This window comes from Parabacteroides leei (assembly GCF_023369805.1).
GTDB lineage: Bacteria > Bacteroidota > Bacteroidia > Bacteroidales > Tannerellaceae > Parabacteroides > Parabacteroides leei.
In genome coordinates this window covers 37,167-55,432 of sequence record NZ_JAMBQG010000016.1, presented here as the reverse complement: position 1 = coordinate 55,432, position 18,266 = coordinate 37,167, and the positions used below count along the sequence as shown (strand labels likewise).

The window sequence follows — 18,266 nt, the reverse complement described above, 5'->3', positions numbered from 1 at the left end:
TAATTATTATTTAGTGAGTTTGTCCAGTAATTTTCCCGGGATCGTGACTTTGTTCTCCTTCTGTGTCCTGAATATTATAAATTCTATATCTTTCGATTTGTCGATATTCTGAAGTGCGTCCTGCATCTCCTTCAGGTTATTTACCGGAGTTTTTCCTATCTGGATAATAACGTCGTTGGGACGTATGTAATCCCGTAGTTTACCTCCCAGCGCATTGACGGAAATGACATATACACCCCGTTCGGAGTCCATTCCCGTGGCCGAGCGTTCGCCCAATGTCTGCAAACTTTTGATCGTGGCACCGCACCAGTCGGTAATATCGCTGTCGGCGTGGCCGGCGATCATGATCGGTGTCGGCATTTCGGGCGTATGAGCGATCGCTTTCAGGCGGGGAGAGACAACGCCGAACTGATCCATGGCAAAATTGTGGAAACTGCCTTTGGTGATTGCTTCGGAATCGTCGGGAACGGTGAAATCTCCTTTTGCCGGGTTGCGGAATTGTATGGGAGTGACGATGGAATGTTCGTCCGTATCGTTCTTGCGTGCGGCGGCATGCGACAAGCTGTCTGTAAAAATGTTGTAGTCTACCAGCAATCCCCATTCACGTATGCCGATCGGTTTATATTCGGTCATGACAATATTGCGTGTGAAGACATCGCCGCTGTTATTAAACCAGACATGCGGATGGAAGGAGTTGTTGATCATAATGTTGTTTTCGACTATGCGGTAGAAACCTTCTCTCAGCTTGATCCCTCCGTTGAGGCAGAGGTTGTTATATATATGGTAATTGCTGGAACCGTCATCCAGGTCGATGTCCCACCCCCGGTCGCAACGGAAACGGTTGTTTCTCATAACGGTGGTCTGGCAGGCATCCGCCAGGATCAGGGCCGGGTCTTTGGCGGCGATCGATTCCATTTCCTGATATTTGGGATGCCAATAGCGGTCGCGTCCCCAGGAGTTGAAAGAGCCGTGGTCGCCGGTTTCTTTGACTGTGTCGAAAATATCATTGAATTCCAGGATATGGCCGCCCCATGTCCCTTCGCTGACATTGATTCCGGCACGGGGAGTATCGTAAATACTGTTGTGGCTGACGGTAATGGCCTGGCACATGGATAATTCGACCCCTGTGATCTGCTTTTCGAACAGTCCGATCGAATGGATCAGGTTGTCGTATACGAGGCATTGAGCCGGGTAATTATTATTTTGGGGGCCTTTCTCATGATCGATTTGTTCGTAGGGGACAAATTCTGCATATTCGAAACTGGGTGAACGGACACCGGCGGGATCACCGACAAAGCAGACGGCACTCGCTCCGATTTGTGTAAGGTGAGAACCTGATATTTCCGAATGGCGGTTATAATAGGAGAAGAATACGGCATTTCCTCCCAGGTTGTGCAGGTAACAATTACGCAGTGCACAATATTCTGTTCCTTCGAAGAAAACGGCTGCTCCCCGGTAGATCGTCCAGTCTGAACGGAGTAGCTGCTCGTAAGGTTCCATAAATGTACGGAGGGTTTGTGTCAGTTCCAACCCGTCGACCGTGATGTTTTTTACCGGGTTGGTTTCCGTACCCCGGAATTCGATCAGGTGTCTGAGTTGGGGAGATTCGAAAAGGGCCTCGGATACGTTCTCTCCTTCAAGCGGGTAATAATATAAAACCTGCTCGTCGGCTGCATAGAACCATTCGCCGGGAGCGTCCAGTTCTTCGAATATATTCTCGACCATCCGGTTGTCCGGGTGAAGTCCCGACTGGCGGTTATTTTGCCAACCACCTTCCATCGTTAGTTCTCCTTTCTTATTTTTTCCGGTGATGAGGTAATGGAAATCGCCCCAGTCATGCCTGTGCATGGCGTGTAGATAACCTCCGGCCGGATTTTTCCATTTCTTTACCCGTTCAGGTGCCGTGGCCTGGGCGGAAGTCCCGTTGAAGCGGACTGCTTTCTCATCGAAGTTAGGATAGCGGGCCATGTGTCGCAGTTGTCCGTCGACAACCAATATATCCATGATCGGATTACCACTTACTTTGGCTTTCATAATTCCTTTTTTGTAAGGTGTCCATTGCAGGGATAGTGGTATTCCTCCTGAAAGAACTACCTGTTCGCCGGGATAGGCTTTTACAGATAACTGCCGGGTATCGTTCCCGTCCTGGGGTGTGAAAACGATGGGTTTGTCGAGTATATATTTCCCTTCGCGCAGGTAGATAACGATCTCTCCTTTTTCTGTCCGGGCTTTTTCCAATGCAACCTGAATACGGTTGAATGGATTTTGAACACTTCCGTCACCATTGGCTTTCCCTGTCGGGGAAACGAAAATCTCTGATTGTGCCGATATCGGCAATGCTATAAAGGCTAGCAGTATTGGAAATAAAGCTTTCAGTACGTTGCTTTTCATTCTCAATTAGATTTAAAATTGTTTATTAGTGTATAGTATCTTTTTCCTTTTACATAGTAGCGATCTGTTTGGACAGGATAGGACTGTAGGCCAGATAATTCTGATTATTGGCATAAATAAACAACAGCGAACCACCCTTGATCGTATTAATGATCGGTTTGCTGACCGACTGTGGCAGGGCCGGACAACCGAAGCTGCGTCCCAGACGACCGGATGAAGCGATAACGGAAGGGTTGGAGTAAGCCGCCCCATGAATCACGATCGCCCTCTCTTTGGCACGGTCGTTAATCCCTTTTTCCAGACCGTTTAGTACTAATGAATAACCGTTTTTTCCCTGATAAGTATTTTCTGTCAGAAAGAATCCCAATGAACTTTTGAGAGACCCGTTCTCGTTGGAGAAAGAGGTGGCATAATTTCCACCGCTATTCTTCCCATGGGAGACGAGCGAGGTGAACAACAACTTTTTATGTCTCATATCGAATACATAAAAACGTTCCTCCGTAGAAGGTTTGCTGAAATCGACCAGCGTAAGTATCTCTTTGCTTTTTTGTTCGATCTTATTATATCCGGCTATGGCCTGTTCGAAGGCTGCATAATTGACAACCCCTTCCAGTTCCATTTCCATATATAACTGTCGGCAGCTTGAAGTTGCAGACGTGCGTGGCACCGGCCGACTCATCGAAGAGAAGTTTACCGGGATAAACAGAAGGAACAGATATAAGAAAATTTTGTGCATGTCAGTGTGAATCAGACTGCAAAGTTATAATTTTTAATCAAAAACAAAAACAAGAGTTCCCTCGATAGGTGCCCAATCGTAAATAAATTTAGCATGTGAGGTTGCATTCCTGACGCACATGTGGGAACGGGGAGTCGTACCCAGCGATGGGCTGAATTCAATCAGATTCTTTCGTGGCGCATTGACAGGTACGCCATGTATATAGCCTCCGTTGGTAAAGCGGCTGGCATAAGGAGCAAAGCCTCCGGTCTCCGTCGTCCCGTCTACCAGATAGATCATCCGTGGCTTCTTTTCCTGGATTACGAAAATGCCGGGAGGGGTTTCCTGGGCATAAGGAGGCCTGTGCAAGCCGGTGGTTGCCGGGTTCATACTTCTGACCAGCCATTTGTCACCGACGTGTTCCATTGTCGCTATATTCTGGTTTTTTGTATCGACAAAGATTGCCTTTCTGAATACAACTGTGTCGGCGATGGTTTCGATATATTTGCGGGGCACCATCCATTCTTTTCCCGTATGTACGGAAGCTACCTTTATAAAGTTGGTATAATCTTCCAGGTGTTTCACCAGCGAACCGTCGCGACCGTATAACTCAGGGACGGAGGTATCGGTCGGTAAATAAAGCGGTACGCCCTGGAAACGTTCTACTCCCAGCGAATCGGCGATGCGGCGGTAAGAGTCGCGGTGATAGTTCCTGACTAAGGGAGCTTCACCGTTCTTGTTCCTGTAGTTTTGTAAGATCGACCAGGTGGCCGGTTCCCGTTGGGTCGACTCGAGCCATGTAAGCCGTTCGCGTATCTTATCCCATTGGAATTCGCGGGTGGTATCTTTGTAAGGATAGCTGTCGGCCAGGGTATGCTGGTCGTAAAGTAGCTCCTTTTCAATGATAATTTCTTTGGGAGCCACTTCCACCTCTTCCGCAACATCGACAACTGTCGAGTCCGGTACGGATAAATCACCGGATACGGGTTTGTCCGTCTTCGTTGTACAATAACTGAGGGCAACGAGACAAAATACCGGAAATAAGACCGCTCTTTTCATACTGGTTTCTTGAGTGAGACATTTGTCTCACTCAATCATATTTAATAACGTTGACCGGACAGCTTTCAGCAGCTTCTTTTATTCCTTCTTCGTAGTCGTTAAAGTTTACTCCTTCATTTACGTGGGAACGGTCAGTTACGTGAAAAACTTCCGGGCAGATGCCTTCGCAAGTACCGCAAGCGATACAGTCCTCTTCTATCCAAACACTTTTAATTGCCATAGTTGTATACATTAAAGATGATTTATATAAGCATAACAAATCAAGGGGTGAAATGGTTGATGTAATTTATACACGAAATGAAGGCCGATTAAAACTAATTTAACGCTTAAGTCGCTATGAATTAAAATTATTTTACTATGTTTACAGCACATAAAATCTTTGATTAACTATTCATAAACTAAAAACAACATGGATAACGCTATTTTTAGATTTCCTAAGCCTATTAATGAACCGGTAAAATCGTATGCTCCCGGCTCGAGTGAAAAAGCAGCATTGAAAAGCACGTTAGCACAATTGTCCAATGAAGAATGGGATATTCCATTGATCATCGGTGGTAAAGAAGTTCGTACAGGTAACACCGGTAAGGTGGTTATGCCGCATGATCATCATCATGTACTGGCAACTTATCATAAAGCCGGCGAAAAAGAGGTACAGATGGCCATTGATGCAGCTATGAAAGCGCATAAGGAATGGTCGGAGTTGCCCTGGGTGGAACGTGCTTCGGTCATGCTGCGGGTGGCAGAACTCTTCGCTACAAAATATCGTTATTTATTGAATGCCTCGGTGATGCTGGGACAGAGCAAGAACCCGTACCAGGCAGAGATCGATGCTCCCTGCGAGTTGATTGACTTCCTGCGTTTCAGTACATTTTATGCCGGGCAGGTATATGCCGACCAGCCTTATTCGGATACAGGTATCCTGAACCGGATGGAATATCGTGCACTGGAAGGTTTCGTATTCTCCCTGACTCCGTTTAACTTCACCTCTATTGCCAGTAACCTGAATATGGCTCCTGCCATGATGGGTAACGTGGCCGTATGGAAACCATCTACAACTGCTATCCATTCAAACTATCTGTTGATGAAGGTATTCCAGGAAGCCGGACTTCCTGACGGTGTAGTCAACTTTATCCCGGGACAGGGAAGTGTAATCGGCAAGGTGGTTACAGCCAGTCGCGATCTGGCAGGTTTCCATTTCACCGGATCTACTTCTACTTTCAATACATTGTGGCGTCAGATGGGTGAAAATCTGGGGCATTATAAATCTTATCCGAAGATCGTAGGTGAAACAGGCGGTAAGAATTTTATCTTCGCCCATCCTTCGGCTCCGGCAGCAGACGTGGCAACAGCTATTGTTCGTGGTGCATTCGAATACCAGGGGCAGAAATGTTCGGCCGGTTCACGTGCTTATATTCCTGCTTCTATGTGGAAAGAAGTGAAAGAAATGGTAGGCGATATGCTGAAAGAGATCAAGATGGGGGATGTACAAGACTTCACAAACTTTATCAATGCTGTGATCGACGAACCTTCGTTCGATAATATCATGGGATATATCAATTATGCAAAACAGGCACCGGATGCAGAAGTCATATTTGGAGGTAACGGCGACAAGTCGGTAGGTTATTATATCGAACCGACAGTTATCCAGACTACAAATCCGTCATTCAAATCGATGGTGGAAGAAATCTTCGGCCCGGTAATTACTATCTATGTTTACGAAGACAGCAAGTTTGAAGAAACACTGGAAATCTGCGACCAGACATCTCCTTACGGATTGACCGGTTCGATCTTCTCTCGTGATCGTTTCGCTATCGATAAGGCATTCAACAAACTGCGTTATGCAGCCGGTAACTTCTATATCAACGATAAACCGACAGGTGCCGTTATTGCACAGCAACCGTTCGGCGGTTCGAGAGCATCCGGAACGAACGACAAGGCCGGTGGTCCGTTGAACCTGATCCGCTGGACTAATCCTCGTTGCATCAAAGAGGCTTTGGTTCCACCTACTTCTTACGGTTATCCGTTCTTAGGGGAAAAATAACATATTAGTTGACGGTTGACAAGTGACAGTTGACAGGTAAATCTGCTTTGAAACTGTCGACTGTCAACTGTTATCTGCCAATTCTTAAAATCAAATACTATGTTAGACTTTGATAATACCGAGATTGCTTTTTCATCTAAATCGCAATCAGAATTGAAAAACGCTTATTTACTGTTCAATACAATCAAATACCCGTGGCTGGTAAAGTGTGCAAGTGTAGCCAGCAATATTGCTTTAAAGATACATTTTCCTTTGGCCTGGGCTGTGAAGCCTACTTTATATAAACAGTTTGTTGGAGGGGAAACACTTCAGGACTGTACGAAAGCCATTGACCATCTCCGACAATTCAATGTACGTTCCACCCTCGACTTTTCGGCTGAAGGTGAACAGACTCCTGAAGGTATCCAGGCTACATTCGAAGAGACGATACGTTCGATCGACTTTGCCAAAGGTAATTCTAACCTGGCTTATGCTGTATTTAAACCTTCCACCATTACGACCGATGAGCTACTTGCCAAAGCTTCTGAAAAAAGGGGGGAGATGACCATAGAAGAGGTAAAAGCGTTCCGCGAATTCAGGGAACGTTTCATGGCTTTCTGCCAGCGTGCTTATGAGAATGATGTACGTCTGATCGTGGATGCCGAAGATTATTGTTTTCAGGATGCTCTGGACGAACTGACCGACGAGGCGATGCGGAAATACAATAAAAAGCGTGCCATCGTATTCGCAACTTTGCAGATGTATCGTCACGACCGTATGCCGTATCTGCGGCGTATACTGGATGATGCCAAAGAAAGGGGGTATATAGCCGGTGTTAAATTTGTGCGTGGTGCTTATATGGAAGCAGAGCGTGCGCGTGCTGCCGCATTGGGTTATCCTGATCCTATCTGCAAAGATAAAAAGACTACCGACGAGAATTTTAATGAGGCTGTTCGTTTCACCATGGATCATCTGGATCATTTTGAAATGTTTATGGGAACTCACAATGAAGAGAGTAACTATAAACTGGCCAAACTGATGGATGAAAAAGGCATCAAGCGTGATGACCAGCGTATTTACTTTGCCCAGTTGCTTGGAATGAGTGATAATATTTCATTCAACCTGGCACACGAAGGTTTCAATGTGACAAAATATGTTCCGTATGCTCCGGTGAGAGATGTATTACCTTACCTGATCCGCCGTGCCGAGGAAAACACTTCGGTTGCAGGACAGACAAGTCGCGAATTGAAGATGTTACAATCGGAAATGAATCGGCGTAAGAATGCTAAAAAATAATCCTTCGTAGTAAATTCGCATGAACGTCTCATCTGTCACTGTCTTCAAAGGCTTTATTGATAGTGTATTACGGTGGAGGACATATATAAAATAAAAGTCCGGTCTTTTAAAATCAAAAGACCGGACTTTTGTTTGTAAAAGACAGGTCTTAACATTTCAAAACACCGGTACTTTTTTGTCCGATGTTTATTTCTTCTTGGCGGATAACTATTTCTGGATTTACAGTACACCTGTATTACTGCAATAACACAATAGTGCTACCTCCTTTTCTGACTATAGGGGAATGCCTGTTACCCTTAAGGGTATGATCCGATAGGATATAGAGAGTAAGCCGCTACCCTACAGGGAAAAATGCGCATACGTTTTATTTTGTAAAAGCCTTAAGTCTTTTCCGGAATAGTAAGGTAGCGATTTCGAAATGGGTAGTTACCTGTTTCATAATAGATAGGCACTCATTTAAAATCGCAGCCGACCCATTTGAAATGGGTGCCGGAGTTAGTTTATCCAGATGTAGCTGCCAGTAAATACCTATTTAGAAAAAAGTTTTTTGAAATAAAGGTTCATATCATTCATTTCTTGGGTATATGTCTGGTAACATGTATGTTATAGTATGAACCCGGATCTAAATTGGGGTTCATACAGTGAATGCGGGTGAATGCAAAAAAAGATATGCATTCATCAGTTTACGTATTGTATATCAAGGTATTTGTTGTTTATGAACCCATGAACCCAGTTTTTAGGAAACATTTATATTTTAGAAAAAGGTGAATCCAAATGACAGGTTTTGTAGGGGTGGGGTTTGCCCACCCTTTGCGACAATAATATAACAACCGGTGAAGAAGGGCGGGCAGACCCCGCCCCTACGGCCGAACCTGCCTGTTCCATTGTGACGGCGCCTGTAAGGGCGGTTCGCGAACCGCCCTTACAAACGACACTACATTCAAATCTGTCAATAAATGAACCATTCCCCCCTGATAATAAATAAACCAACCCCTTTATCCCCTGGCACGGCTGGCATATTCTTTGATTTTATTCTCGCAGACTTCTTTGGTGATCTTTGCCAGAAGTTCTACCCGTGGGATCAGGGCTTCTATATCTTCTTTTGTAATGGTGTAGTATCTGTTGTATCGAGCTTCTATATAAGCTTTGAGTAAAAGGTTGAATAACCGGATTTCTTCGTCTGAGTTATGGGGAAATACTTTCGTTATTTCTAAGGTATGTGTTTTGGCGGCTTTAATCAGTTCCTCCAGATTGTGGTCTTTAAAGGTATATAAAGTGTGTGTCAGGATGATTGCATGGTATAAATTCTCGCAAACCTGATGCAGATGGAATGCGGCCATATTGAATTCTCCTTCACCTAAATAAAAATAAGCGCCCTTCATAAAGTTTGTACTTAGCTTGAACTTTGCATCAAAATATTCCTTTGCCAGTTCCTCAATCTCTGAGAAATTAAGTTTGCGGCGGCGGGCTAATTTACAATTACCGCTATCGTAAAGCAGGATGCCATCTTTTTTTATATCGTTATAGAAGTAGCGGCTTTTTGTGATCCCCTTATTAAAATCCTTAATGGTTTCATCAATAAAATGGATGCGGGTAGTGAAAGCATATCTTTCCTGTCCTTTATATTTGTAATAGCGATCTTCGACCTTTTCCAGCAATCTTTTAATACCATAACTATGGCAGTCGTTGCGGGTGATAACCAATATATCGAAATCACTCATGAAGTAAGTCGGTATCCCAAATTCAACCCGTTGGTCGTACTCCACATAATTACCTCGTGCGTAGCTACCATACAGGATGATCATTTCGCACTGATCGGCAAGAGACTCTACTACGTATTGAGTTATCAAACGTAAATCTTCTTGCTTCTCTTCGGATAAATGGGATAAAGACTTCTTCATTTCATGTTTACATTTTTATTTGCTGGCCTTCAACCCTCTGATAACAGAAGAGGTGAAGCCGGACAGTTCCATTTCATTCAATCCCTTAATCGTGATACCGCCGGGAGTCGTTACTTTGTCGATTTCCATTTCCGGGTTACTTTTGTTTTCCAACAGCAGGTCGGTTGCCCCTTTTACGGTATGGACAACGATTTCCTGAGCTTGCTTCGGATAGAAACCGAGTTCGACGCCACCTTCGATGGCGGCACGGATATAACGAAGGGCGAAAGCGATACCGCTGGAAGCCAAAGCCGTACCGGCACCCATCAGGCGTTCTTCAACCAGCATGGCATTGCCCAGTTCATTAAATATATTGATAATCAGTTCGCTCTGTTCAGGTGTTGCGTTATGGGCGGAGACAAAAGTCATACTGCTTAGTACCTCGATAGCCGTGTTAGGCATGATACGGAAAAGGGCCGGGGTTACCCAGTCTTCGTAACTGGTATTTTTGGTGAGATAAGAATTCAGTGTATCGAAGGTGATGCCGGCAGCCACTGAAACGATGATCTGTTTGTCGTAATCGAGCACTCCTTTTACCTGGTCGATGATCTCTTCCACCCGCCAGGGCTTTACCGCTATGACGATGATGTCTGCTCCTTTAACCGCTTCGATGTTGTTGAGCGACAACACGAAGTCAGGATTGGCAGCTTTCATTTTGTCCAATGTTGCTTGAGACTGTGCCGTGCAGGTGATGTCCGATGCTTTGAACATATTTCCTTTGGCCAGTCCTTTGGCGATGGCACCGCCGATACTTCCGGCTCCGATAATAGTAATTTTCATATCTCCGTTAATTTATTTATTGTAAAATCATGAGATACAAAAGTATGGAAAAAAGGAATAAAACCCGTACATTTGTCACAAAATGTATAATTGCTAATAAAATCGAAAATAAAAGATGAAGAAACTTATTGTTGCCAGCTTGATGTTGGCTTGTGCGTTCTCTGCAACAAATGTCGGAGCACAAGAAAAAGAGGGAGAAAAAGAAGAAGGTTTCATTTTTACGACAGTAAAGGAAAACCCGATTACATCCATTAAGAATCAGAACCGGGCAGGTACTTGCTGGTGCTACTCTAGTATGGCTTTCCTGGAATCTGAATTGCTTCGTATGGGAAAGGGAGAATATGATCTTTCGGAGATGTTTACCGTTTACCACACTTATCAGGATCGTGCCGATATGGCTGTCCGTACTCATGGTGATGCTTCATTCTCGCAGGGTGGGTCTTTCTATGATGTGATTTATGGAATGGAAGCTTTCGGTTTGGTGCCGGAAGAAGAAATGCGCCCCGGGGTGATGTATAGCGATACATTGAGTAACCATGGAGAGTTGTCTGCCCTCACAGATGCTATGGTAGGTGCTATGGCCGGCGGTAAAGTAAAAAAATTCCAGTATGACGAGAATTACAACCTGTTGTGGAAAAAGGCAGTAGCTGCCGTACATGAAATCTATCTGGGAAAAGTTCCGGAAAAGTTTACTTATAAAGGAAAAGAATACACTCCGAAGTCATTCTATGAATCTACAGGATTAAAACCGTCGGATTATGTATCGTTGACTTCTTATACGCATCATCCGTTCTATACGCAGTTTTCGCTGGAAATCCAGGATAACTGGCGTCACTCATTGTCTTACAACCTGCCGATCGACGAATTCATGGAAGTGTTCGACAATGCGATCAATACAGGCTATACGATTGCCTGGGGATCCGACGTAAGTGAGTCCGGCTTTACCCGCGACGGGGTAGCTGTTATGCCTGACAACGAAAAGGTACAGGAACTGAGTGGATCGGACATGGCTCATTGGTTGAAGATGAAACCGGAAGAAAAGAAATTGAATACGAAACCGCAACCGCAGAAATGGTGTACGCAGGCAGAACGCCAGTTGGCTTATGATAACTGGGAAACTACTGACGACCACGGTATGCAGATTTATGGTATTGCCAAAGATCAGGAAGGAAACGAATATTACATGGTGAAAAACTCTTGGGGGACAGCCAACAAATATAACGGTATTTGGTATGCATCAAAAGCATTCGTACGCTACAAAACAATGAACATTGTCGTTCATAAAGATGCACTGCCTAAAGCTATTAAAGCTAAGTTAGGTATTAAATAATTCAATATATCCGAAAATAAAACGAAAAGAGGCATTCCCGGTAGGAGTTGGGGTGCCTCTTTTCTATTTATACAAAGATGTGCTTCTTTATGGAACGAGCGTCAGGGTGTAATTCAGATCTGATGCTGCTTTTTGTAATTCCTGATTCAATAGTGTCAGACTGTCGCCTTCTGCCTGGAAATAAAATGCCATGCTTCCATCGCTTGGGATCAATTCGTAAACGACAGCTTCTGAGTTGGCAGGTGTGCCATGTTTTACCTGGCGTTTACCGGTAGAAGAGAATGTTTTATCCTGTCCGTTTTCTGCTTCCAGATAAGTGGCATCCATTTCATAAACGCCATCTTCGCTATCTTGCTGATAATATAAAGTCAGGTCATAAACGATGCCGGGACCATCTGCAGCGGGGAATGTTCCCTTATATTTTTTCTGAATAACAGTTCCCTTTTTAGGATCGATTTTCAGTGAATCACGCATATTCACAGGTTTTGTTGTTTTTCCTGTTACTTCAGGCAAAACTGGTGCGTCGGGTACTGCTTCTGCTACTGCGATACTTTCTTCCTCAATTAAAGCGGGTTCGGCTGTTTTCTTCCCGCTACATGCAGCTAATAAAGCCAGAGCTGCTACTGCGATAAAATACTTTTTCATTATTGTGCATTTTTATTTATTAGTGACTTTGCCGATATAACAAAAGTCCCCCTGCATTTTGTTTTGCAGGAGGACTTTTTTAACTATATAATGCGCTGTTTCTCACTTTTTATCCGGACTGTCCGGTTTCTGCTGGTACTCAGGCGGAATAGTAACCGCACTTCCGTCACGTTCTGCATAATAGTGGGGCGACATGATTTCTATACCTGCTTCATTGAATACATCCTGTATGTTCTGGTGCAGGTCTGAATAGATTTGCGACAGCCGGTCGGCATCCTTTATATAAGCATTTATCTGATAACAGGGATAATAGTCCTGTAACTCTGTTTCCAGTACGAACGGCTTCGGATGAGGCTGCACTCCCGGCGTAGAACGTGCCGCATCGATCAGTAGCTGATGAACCTGGCGCCAGGGAACGTCGTAACCGATACTGACCGTCGAGTGAATGATCAGGCCGAACTGGCGGGCGGAGGCACTATAATTCACCGTATGTGACGACATGATGAATGAATTAGGGATCGTTACCACTTCGTTCTTTGGGGTGCGGATACGGGTTACGAAAGGTGTCTTTTCAATTACATTTCCCGTTGTCTCGTTCAGTTTGATACGGTCGCCCAATTTAAACGGACGCATGTAGGTAATAACCAACCCGGCGATGATATTTCCGATAACCGTACTTGATCCGAGGGAAACAATCAGTCCGACAAAGACTGATATTCCCTGGAATACACCGGAGTCGGACCCCGGCAGATACGGATAGATCATTGCGATCATAAATGCATAAAGCAGGAAGCGTATGATATTGAAAGATGGTTGTGCCCAATCCGGATAGAACCCGGTGATCTTTAATTTTTCACTTTCAATCTCATTGGCTATGTATTGGATACCTTTGATGATATATTTTACACAGTAATAGATGACAACGATAATGAACAGGTTCGGAATGTATTCGATAACAGATTTCAGAACCATTTTGACAGGCTCCAAGATGTAGGAAAACAGTTTCATTGCCAGGTTCTCTGTCTGTGGAAAGATAGCGAACAGCATCGGTACACTGAACATAAGCTGTATCAACAGCACAATATAGCGTAAAATATTATTCAGGAATATGAGTATCCTGCCTTGCCGGTGGGTATTGAGGAATTCATATTCACGTATGGTAATGGATTTGAGCTTGTTCTGTTTCAACCAGATGATCCGGCGGCGTAATTTCCTGAACAGGTAATTGGTCAGCTTGAATAAGAAATACTGAACGACCAATACCAGGATGAATAGTGTCACCCGTTTGGTGACCTGAAGTATACCGTGTTCTTTTTTCAGCGACAGGATCTTGTCGTTGACAATCGTCTGGTATTTTTTAGCTAGCTCTTCTCTTTCTGTATTTTGCCATACGGCATCCTGGTCAGTGACACTTAGTATCACTTTTTCGCCATACATGATGTCTGTCTGGTATTCGCTGTGAAACAGACTTACGGAGTCTGTTTTCAGGCTGAGGTCTTTTCCTATTTTCTGGATCAGGTTAACGGCATTCTCCGCCCGGTCGTGTGCCGATACGCCTCCTCTCTTGGCATAAAAAGTGAGGAGGGTGTCGTCATCGATGACAAGAGGAACACCGGGAGTCAGTGTCCGTAGCGAGTCGATACTACGGCGTTGTTCCTCTTTTTTCAGCGAATCGGTCGTGATATGCCTATGCAGTGCATCGTTCAACTCGTTCCGGAGTACTATTTCGTTCAACTTCATCTCCTGCACCTGAAGCTCGAGTTCCTGCAGTCTGATAGAATCTAACCGGACCTTATCTTCAATTGCCGATATAGAGTCGGCCGGGATTTCGTTTGTTTTATTATCTGTAATAACGGCGTTCAGTAATCCTTCTGCCTTTTCTCTGATCTGGGAGGTTCCCCGGGTCGGCACAAGGAATATAGCCGATATTACGGCAATGCATAATACCAAATGTTTCATAGTGTTTTTTACTCTATGCTTTAAATTTATCGTGCTTATCTACCTCCGGCCGGCAAATGTTTCAACCAGTAATCCGCCATGCTTTTCCGCAGGTGCATAGTAGTACCTTCGCGTTCGTAGATGCCGTGGCTACGCATCGGATAACTGATCTGGCTGAAGATCTTCCCATGTTTGACCAGCTCGTCTATCAGCATTTCGCAATTCTGGTAATGTACGTTATCGTCGCCGGTTCCGTGTATCAATAACAGGTTCCCTTTCAAACCTTCCGTGTAACTGATGGGAGAGCCCTTGCGGTAGCCTTCCGGGTTGTTTTGCGGAGTATTCATATAACGTTCCTGGTAAACGGTATCATATAAACGCTGGTCGGCAACGAAGGCGATCGCAATACCGGTATGGAATACTTCCGGATAACGGAACATACAGTTCAGTGTCTGGCTGCCGCCACCGCTCCATCCGTTGATACCGATGCGGGACAGGTCGATGAACGGATACTGCCGTCCCAGGTCTTGTATGCCTCGTGCCTGGTCTTCGGATGCGAATGTGCCGACTTCTCCATAGATACATTTACGCCATTCGCGTCCGCGTGGTGCATTGGCTCCGCGATTTTCGATGCTGACGTAGATATATCCCTGGTTAACCATATATTGGTTCCACAGGTCGCCGCCACCCCATACGTCCTGCACGGTCGATCCGGCCGGTTCGCCATAGACTTCAATGATCACCGGGTATTTCTTCGACGGGTCGAAGTCGACCGGTTTGATCATGCAGACATCCAGTTGCAGGTCGCCTGATTTTACTTTGACAAACTCTTTCGGGCTTAATCCCAGGGCATCGTATTGTTCTTTAGCTTTTGCATTATCCTCAATGATACGTACGGACTGGTTCTTGGGGAATGAAACCATGTCGATCACCGGAGGGGTTACCGAATTGCTGTATGTATGCACGGCCCATTTTCCGGTCGGAGACATATTATAACGGTGTTGTCCCGGTTGGCTTTCCGGGCTCAGGCGTTTCACTTCACCTTTGCCGAACAGGTTTGCGCTGTACAGGTAACGTTGTGTATAGTTTTCAGGTGAAGCGATAAAATAAACCAAACCTTTCTGCAAATCGGTTCCTACCGGCTCGATATAATCGAAATCACCTTTTGTGACAGGAACGATCTCTTTTCCGTCACGGCTCACGCGATACAGGTGACGCCATCCGCTACGTTCGCTTTCCCAGGTAAAATATTGATTGTTTTTCAGCCACAGGATATTATCGTTTGTATCCAGCCAGGCGGCATCTTTATCTGTAAAGATATTTTCCGGTGTAGCGCTACCGATTTTGGCAACCCATACTTTATTGGTGTTCTGCTCCCTGTTCAACTGCTGGATGAACAGTTCGTTGCTTTCCGGAATGAAGTCCATGCGCGGAATGTAGTTGTTACGGGGATCTCCCGGAATGTTGATCCAGGTGGTCGTTCCTCCTTCAGCCGGGATATATCCTACTTTTACGGCTGAATTGGTAGTACCTGCTTTCGGATAGGGGAAATGCAGGATGGTGGGATAGATGGAGTCGACATTGTTGATGATGTCGAATACGCCGGTCCCTTCCGTATCACTCTGCCAGTAGGCTATGTATTTGCCGTCCGGGCTCCAGCGGAAACCATCGCGGCAACTGAATTCTTCTTCATATACCCAGTCGAATGTACCGTTAACGATGGTTTGGCTTCCGTCGCTGGTTAACTGGGTTCTTTTACCGGAGTTTATATCTTCTACATAAAGATTGTTGTCGGAAACGTAGGCTACTCTTGTCCCGTCGGGAGAGAATTTGGCAAACATCATGGATGATTCGGGTAGTCCTTTGCCCAGTTGGCGCAGGTTGCCGTCTTGCAGGCTGAGTACCCAATAATCGCCCCGCGTATCATAACGCCAGACACGTTTGGTGTTGTTGAATATAAGAACCTTGTCGTTGTTATTGCTCCAGGAGAGGCGCCCCATTCCGATGTGTTTTCCTGTCTGTGGATCTTTAAACAGAGAAGAGGGGATAACCACTTCTCGGGCATTGTCTTTGGCACGGTAGGCAACGACATCCATTCCTCCTTCTTCCTTATTCTGCTCCAGGCGGCTGTATCGTTCGCCGTCTTTCATCCAGTTCATGGCCCCGACACCTTTGGTCTGGATCAGTTTACCACTCAGTACTTCTTCTAACTCCAATGATTTTTGTGCGGAACACAAATTGCTGCAACAAATAGTAATAGCGGCGGCAACAAAGAATTTATTTAGCTTCATTTGTATTTATTGTGTTTGTTTCTGTATATGCAAATAACGTAAAGTTCTTTGAGATAACAAAGCAGAAACTCTTTATTATTATCTTTGCGGCTTCAAAAGAATTTAATAATAAAATAAAATCGAAGAATGAGATCAATTTATGCAGTCGCATGTTCTGTGATGGTGATGTTGAGTACGTTTACCGCTTGTGATAATAGTAATGATAGTTTTGAATATTCTCCGGAGCAATTGGCTTATTTCGAGAAGAACCGCGAGTATATTCGCGAAAAGAAACTGGAGAAGGACGAGAATGGAGAACTGGTTTATCACGAACTGGTGAAGTATGGGGATACTACGTTGTACCGGATAATCGATAGAAAACTGGATGAACCGAAATATCCGACTAGCGATAAAGTGTTGGAGTTAAACCTGGAAGGTCATTTAATTGATGGAACAAACTTTCAGAAGAAGTCAGTCATGAAATATTCTGCAGATCAATTGATCTTGGGGCTACGCGGTGTTATATTGGATACTTCTGTAGGGGACTCTATTGAGGCCATTCTTCCTGCTTCTTTGGGATATGGTTATATGAATAACGGTTCGATACCGGCGGGGTCTACACTGATTTTTAAATATAGAGTGGAGGATGTTAAGTAATAACAGTACTTTCGATCGTAGAAAAGGATAAAATAGAAAAGGCCGTCTTCGGAAAATTCTCCGTCGACGGCCTTTTTTATAATAAAGAACTAATTAAGCATTAAGTACTTTTTTGAAACGGGCAAGGAATTCTTTAGCCTCGTCCATTGTCAGGCACAGCGGGGGAAGCAGACGGATCGTGTTCGTTCCGGCAACACCTGTAAAGACTTTCTCTTCGAACAGTAATTTACTACGTACTTCCTTGATGGATTCTTCGAATTCGATACCGATCATCAAACCACGGCCACGGATTTCTTTGATACCTGGCAACTTGTGTAATTCTTCGATCAGGAAGTTTCCTACTTTCGCTGCATTGTCGATCAATTTTTCATTTTCCATGATGTCTAATACGGCGATAGCAGCGGCACAAGCCAGATGATTACCTCCGAAAGTCGTTCCCAGCATACCGTAAACAGGCTTGAACATCGGACTGATCAATAATCCGCTCATCGGGAAACCGTTACCGATCCCTTTGGCTACTGTGATCAGGTCGGGTTTAATATCTGCATATTGGTGAGCGAAGAATTTTCCGCTACGTCCGTAACCCGACTGAATTTCATCCAGGATCAGGCAAGCTTCATATTTGGTACACAAAGCACGCAACTCCTTCATAAACTCGTCTGTCGGAAGCTGGATTCCGCCAACACCCTGGATACCTTCAATGATAACAGAAGATACATCCCTTTTTTGCAGTTCCGCTTCAACAGCTGCCGCATCGTTCAACGGCAGATAAGTAACAGCCAGGTCTTCGTTGACCGGAGCAATTATCTTCGGATTATCCGTTACGCGAACTGCTGCGGAAGTACGGCCGTGGAAAGCATGCTTGAAAGCAATTACCCGTTTTTTACCGTTATGGAATGAAGCCAGCTTCAAAGCATTTTCGTTAGCCTCGGCTCCGGAGTTAATCAGGAAAAGGGAATAATCGTCATAACCGGAAGCTTTACCCAGTTTGTCTGCCAGCTTTTGTTGCAGGCTATTGACAACCGAGTTGGAGTAGAATCCCAGTTTGTTCACCTGATCGGTGATAGCAGCTACATAAGTAGGATGGCTATGACCGACGGAGATAACGGCATGTCCACCATACAGGTCGAGGTATTCAGTCCCTTCCGCATCCCATACATGGCATCCTTTTCCTTTTACTATTTCTATATTAAATAAAGGATATACGTCGAATAGTTTCATTTTG

Annotated in this window: 14 protein-coding genes; 4 read left to right on the top strand and 10 right to left on the bottom strand. The window is 44.7% G+C overall.

The annotated features are described in order from the left end of the window. Positions 1-6 precede the first annotated feature (6 nt). The 4 genes from M1P97_RS19580 to M1P97_RS19565 are packed head-to-tail and all read right to left on the bottom strand — an operon-like array spanning position 7 to position 4,385. Positions 7-2,391 carry a PDZ domain-containing protein gene (locus tag M1P97_RS19580; protein ID WP_249389957.1) on the bottom strand — a complete coding sequence of 795 codons (2,385 nt, stop codon included), beginning with the start codon at positions 2,389-2,391 and terminating at the stop codon, positions 7-9. Between the two features lie 49 nt (positions 2,392-2,440). Then, the gene (locus M1P97_RS19575) at positions 2,441-3,127 is read right to left on the bottom strand and encodes a murein L,D-transpeptidase catalytic domain family protein (RefSeq protein WP_165359844.1); all 687 of its coding nucleotides are present in this window, start codon (positions 3,125-3,127) and stop codon (positions 2,441-2,443) included. 33 nt (positions 3,128-3,160) lie between these two features. After that, complete coding sequence (locus M1P97_RS19570) at positions 3,161-4,165, bottom strand: L,D-transpeptidase (RefSeq protein WP_195374396.1); 1,005 nt, start codon at positions 4,163-4,165, stop codon at positions 3,161-3,163. A gap of 31 nt (positions 4,166-4,196) precedes the next feature. Further along, complete coding sequence (locus M1P97_RS19565) at positions 4,197-4,385, bottom strand: ferredoxin (protein WP_195374397.1); 189 nt, start codon at positions 4,383-4,385, stop codon at positions 4,197-4,199. A 189-nt stretch (positions 4,386-4,574) separates the two neighbouring features. On the opposite strand from M1P97_RS19565, the gene pruA reads away from it, so the two are divergent. Together pruA and M1P97_RS19555 are read left to right on the top strand one after the other, a co-directional pair. Then, entirely contained in the window at positions 4,575-6,206 is a 1,632-nt protein-coding gene (gene pruA / locus M1P97_RS19560; RefSeq protein ID WP_195374398.1) for an L-glutamate gamma-semialdehyde dehydrogenase, read from the top strand. 99 nt (positions 6,207-6,305) lie between these two features. Further along, the gene (locus tag M1P97_RS19555; protein ID WP_195374399.1) at positions 6,306-7,481 is read left to right on the top strand and encodes a proline dehydrogenase family protein; all 1,176 of its coding nucleotides are present in this window, start codon (positions 6,306-6,308) and stop codon (positions 7,479-7,481) included. 995 nt (positions 7,482-8,476) lie between these two features. On the opposite strand, the gene M1P97_RS19550 is transcribed toward M1P97_RS19555, so the two are convergent. Beyond that, on the bottom strand, positions 8,477-9,382 hold the full coding sequence (locus tag M1P97_RS19550; protein ID WP_195374400.1) for a HEPN domain-containing protein: 906 nt from the start codon (positions 9,380-9,382) through the stop codon (positions 8,477-8,479). A 15-nt stretch (positions 9,383-9,397) separates the two neighbouring features. After that, positions 9,398-10,201: a pyrroline-5-carboxylate reductase gene (gene proC, locus M1P97_RS19545; protein WP_129732387.1), complete on the bottom strand. Its 804-nt coding sequence runs from the start codon at positions 10,199-10,201 to the stop codon at positions 9,398-9,400. Positions 10,202-10,316: 115 nt separating this feature from the next. Between proC and M1P97_RS19540 the strand changes: the two genes are divergently transcribed. Further along, the gene (locus M1P97_RS19540; protein WP_195374401.1) at positions 10,317-11,531 is read left to right on the top strand and encodes a C1 family peptidase; all 1,215 of its coding nucleotides are present in this window, start codon (positions 10,317-10,319) and stop codon (positions 11,529-11,531) included. An 87-nt stretch (positions 11,532-11,618) separates the two neighbouring features. Here M1P97_RS19540 and M1P97_RS19535 read toward each other — a convergent pair whose 3' ends face one another. From M1P97_RS19535 to M1P97_RS19525, 3 genes are all read right to left on the bottom strand, one after another. Further along, entirely contained in the window at positions 11,619-12,176 is a 558-nt protein-coding gene (locus tag M1P97_RS19535) for a copper resistance protein NlpE N-terminal domain-containing protein (protein WP_195374402.1), read from the bottom strand. Positions 12,177-12,278: 102 nt separating this feature from the next. Continuing rightward, a complete protein-coding gene (locus M1P97_RS19530) occupies positions 12,279-14,135 on the bottom strand; it encodes a mechanosensitive ion channel family protein (protein ID WP_249389956.1) in 1,857 nt (618 codons plus the stop codon). A gap of 35 nt (positions 14,136-14,170) precedes the next feature. Next, positions 14,171-16,405, bottom strand: a complete 2,235-nt coding sequence (locus M1P97_RS19525) for a S9 family peptidase (protein WP_195374404.1) — start codon at positions 16,403-16,405, stop codon at positions 14,171-14,173. Positions 16,406-16,531: 126 nt separating this feature from the next. Between M1P97_RS19525 and M1P97_RS19520 the strand changes: the two genes are divergently transcribed. Next, positions 16,532-17,041, top strand: coding sequence for an FKBP-type peptidyl-prolyl cis-trans isomerase (locus tag M1P97_RS19520; protein ID WP_249389955.1), 510 nt, complete (start codon positions 16,532-16,534; stop codon positions 17,039-17,041). 93 nt (positions 17,042-17,134) lie between these two features. Here M1P97_RS19520 and M1P97_RS19515 read toward each other — a convergent pair whose 3' ends face one another. Further along, the gene (locus M1P97_RS19515; RefSeq protein ID WP_249389954.1) at positions 17,135-18,262 is read right to left on the bottom strand and encodes an aspartate aminotransferase family protein; all 1,128 of its coding nucleotides are present in this window, start codon (positions 18,260-18,262) and stop codon (positions 17,135-17,137) included. Between the last annotated feature and the right edge of the window lie 4 nt (positions 18,263-18,266).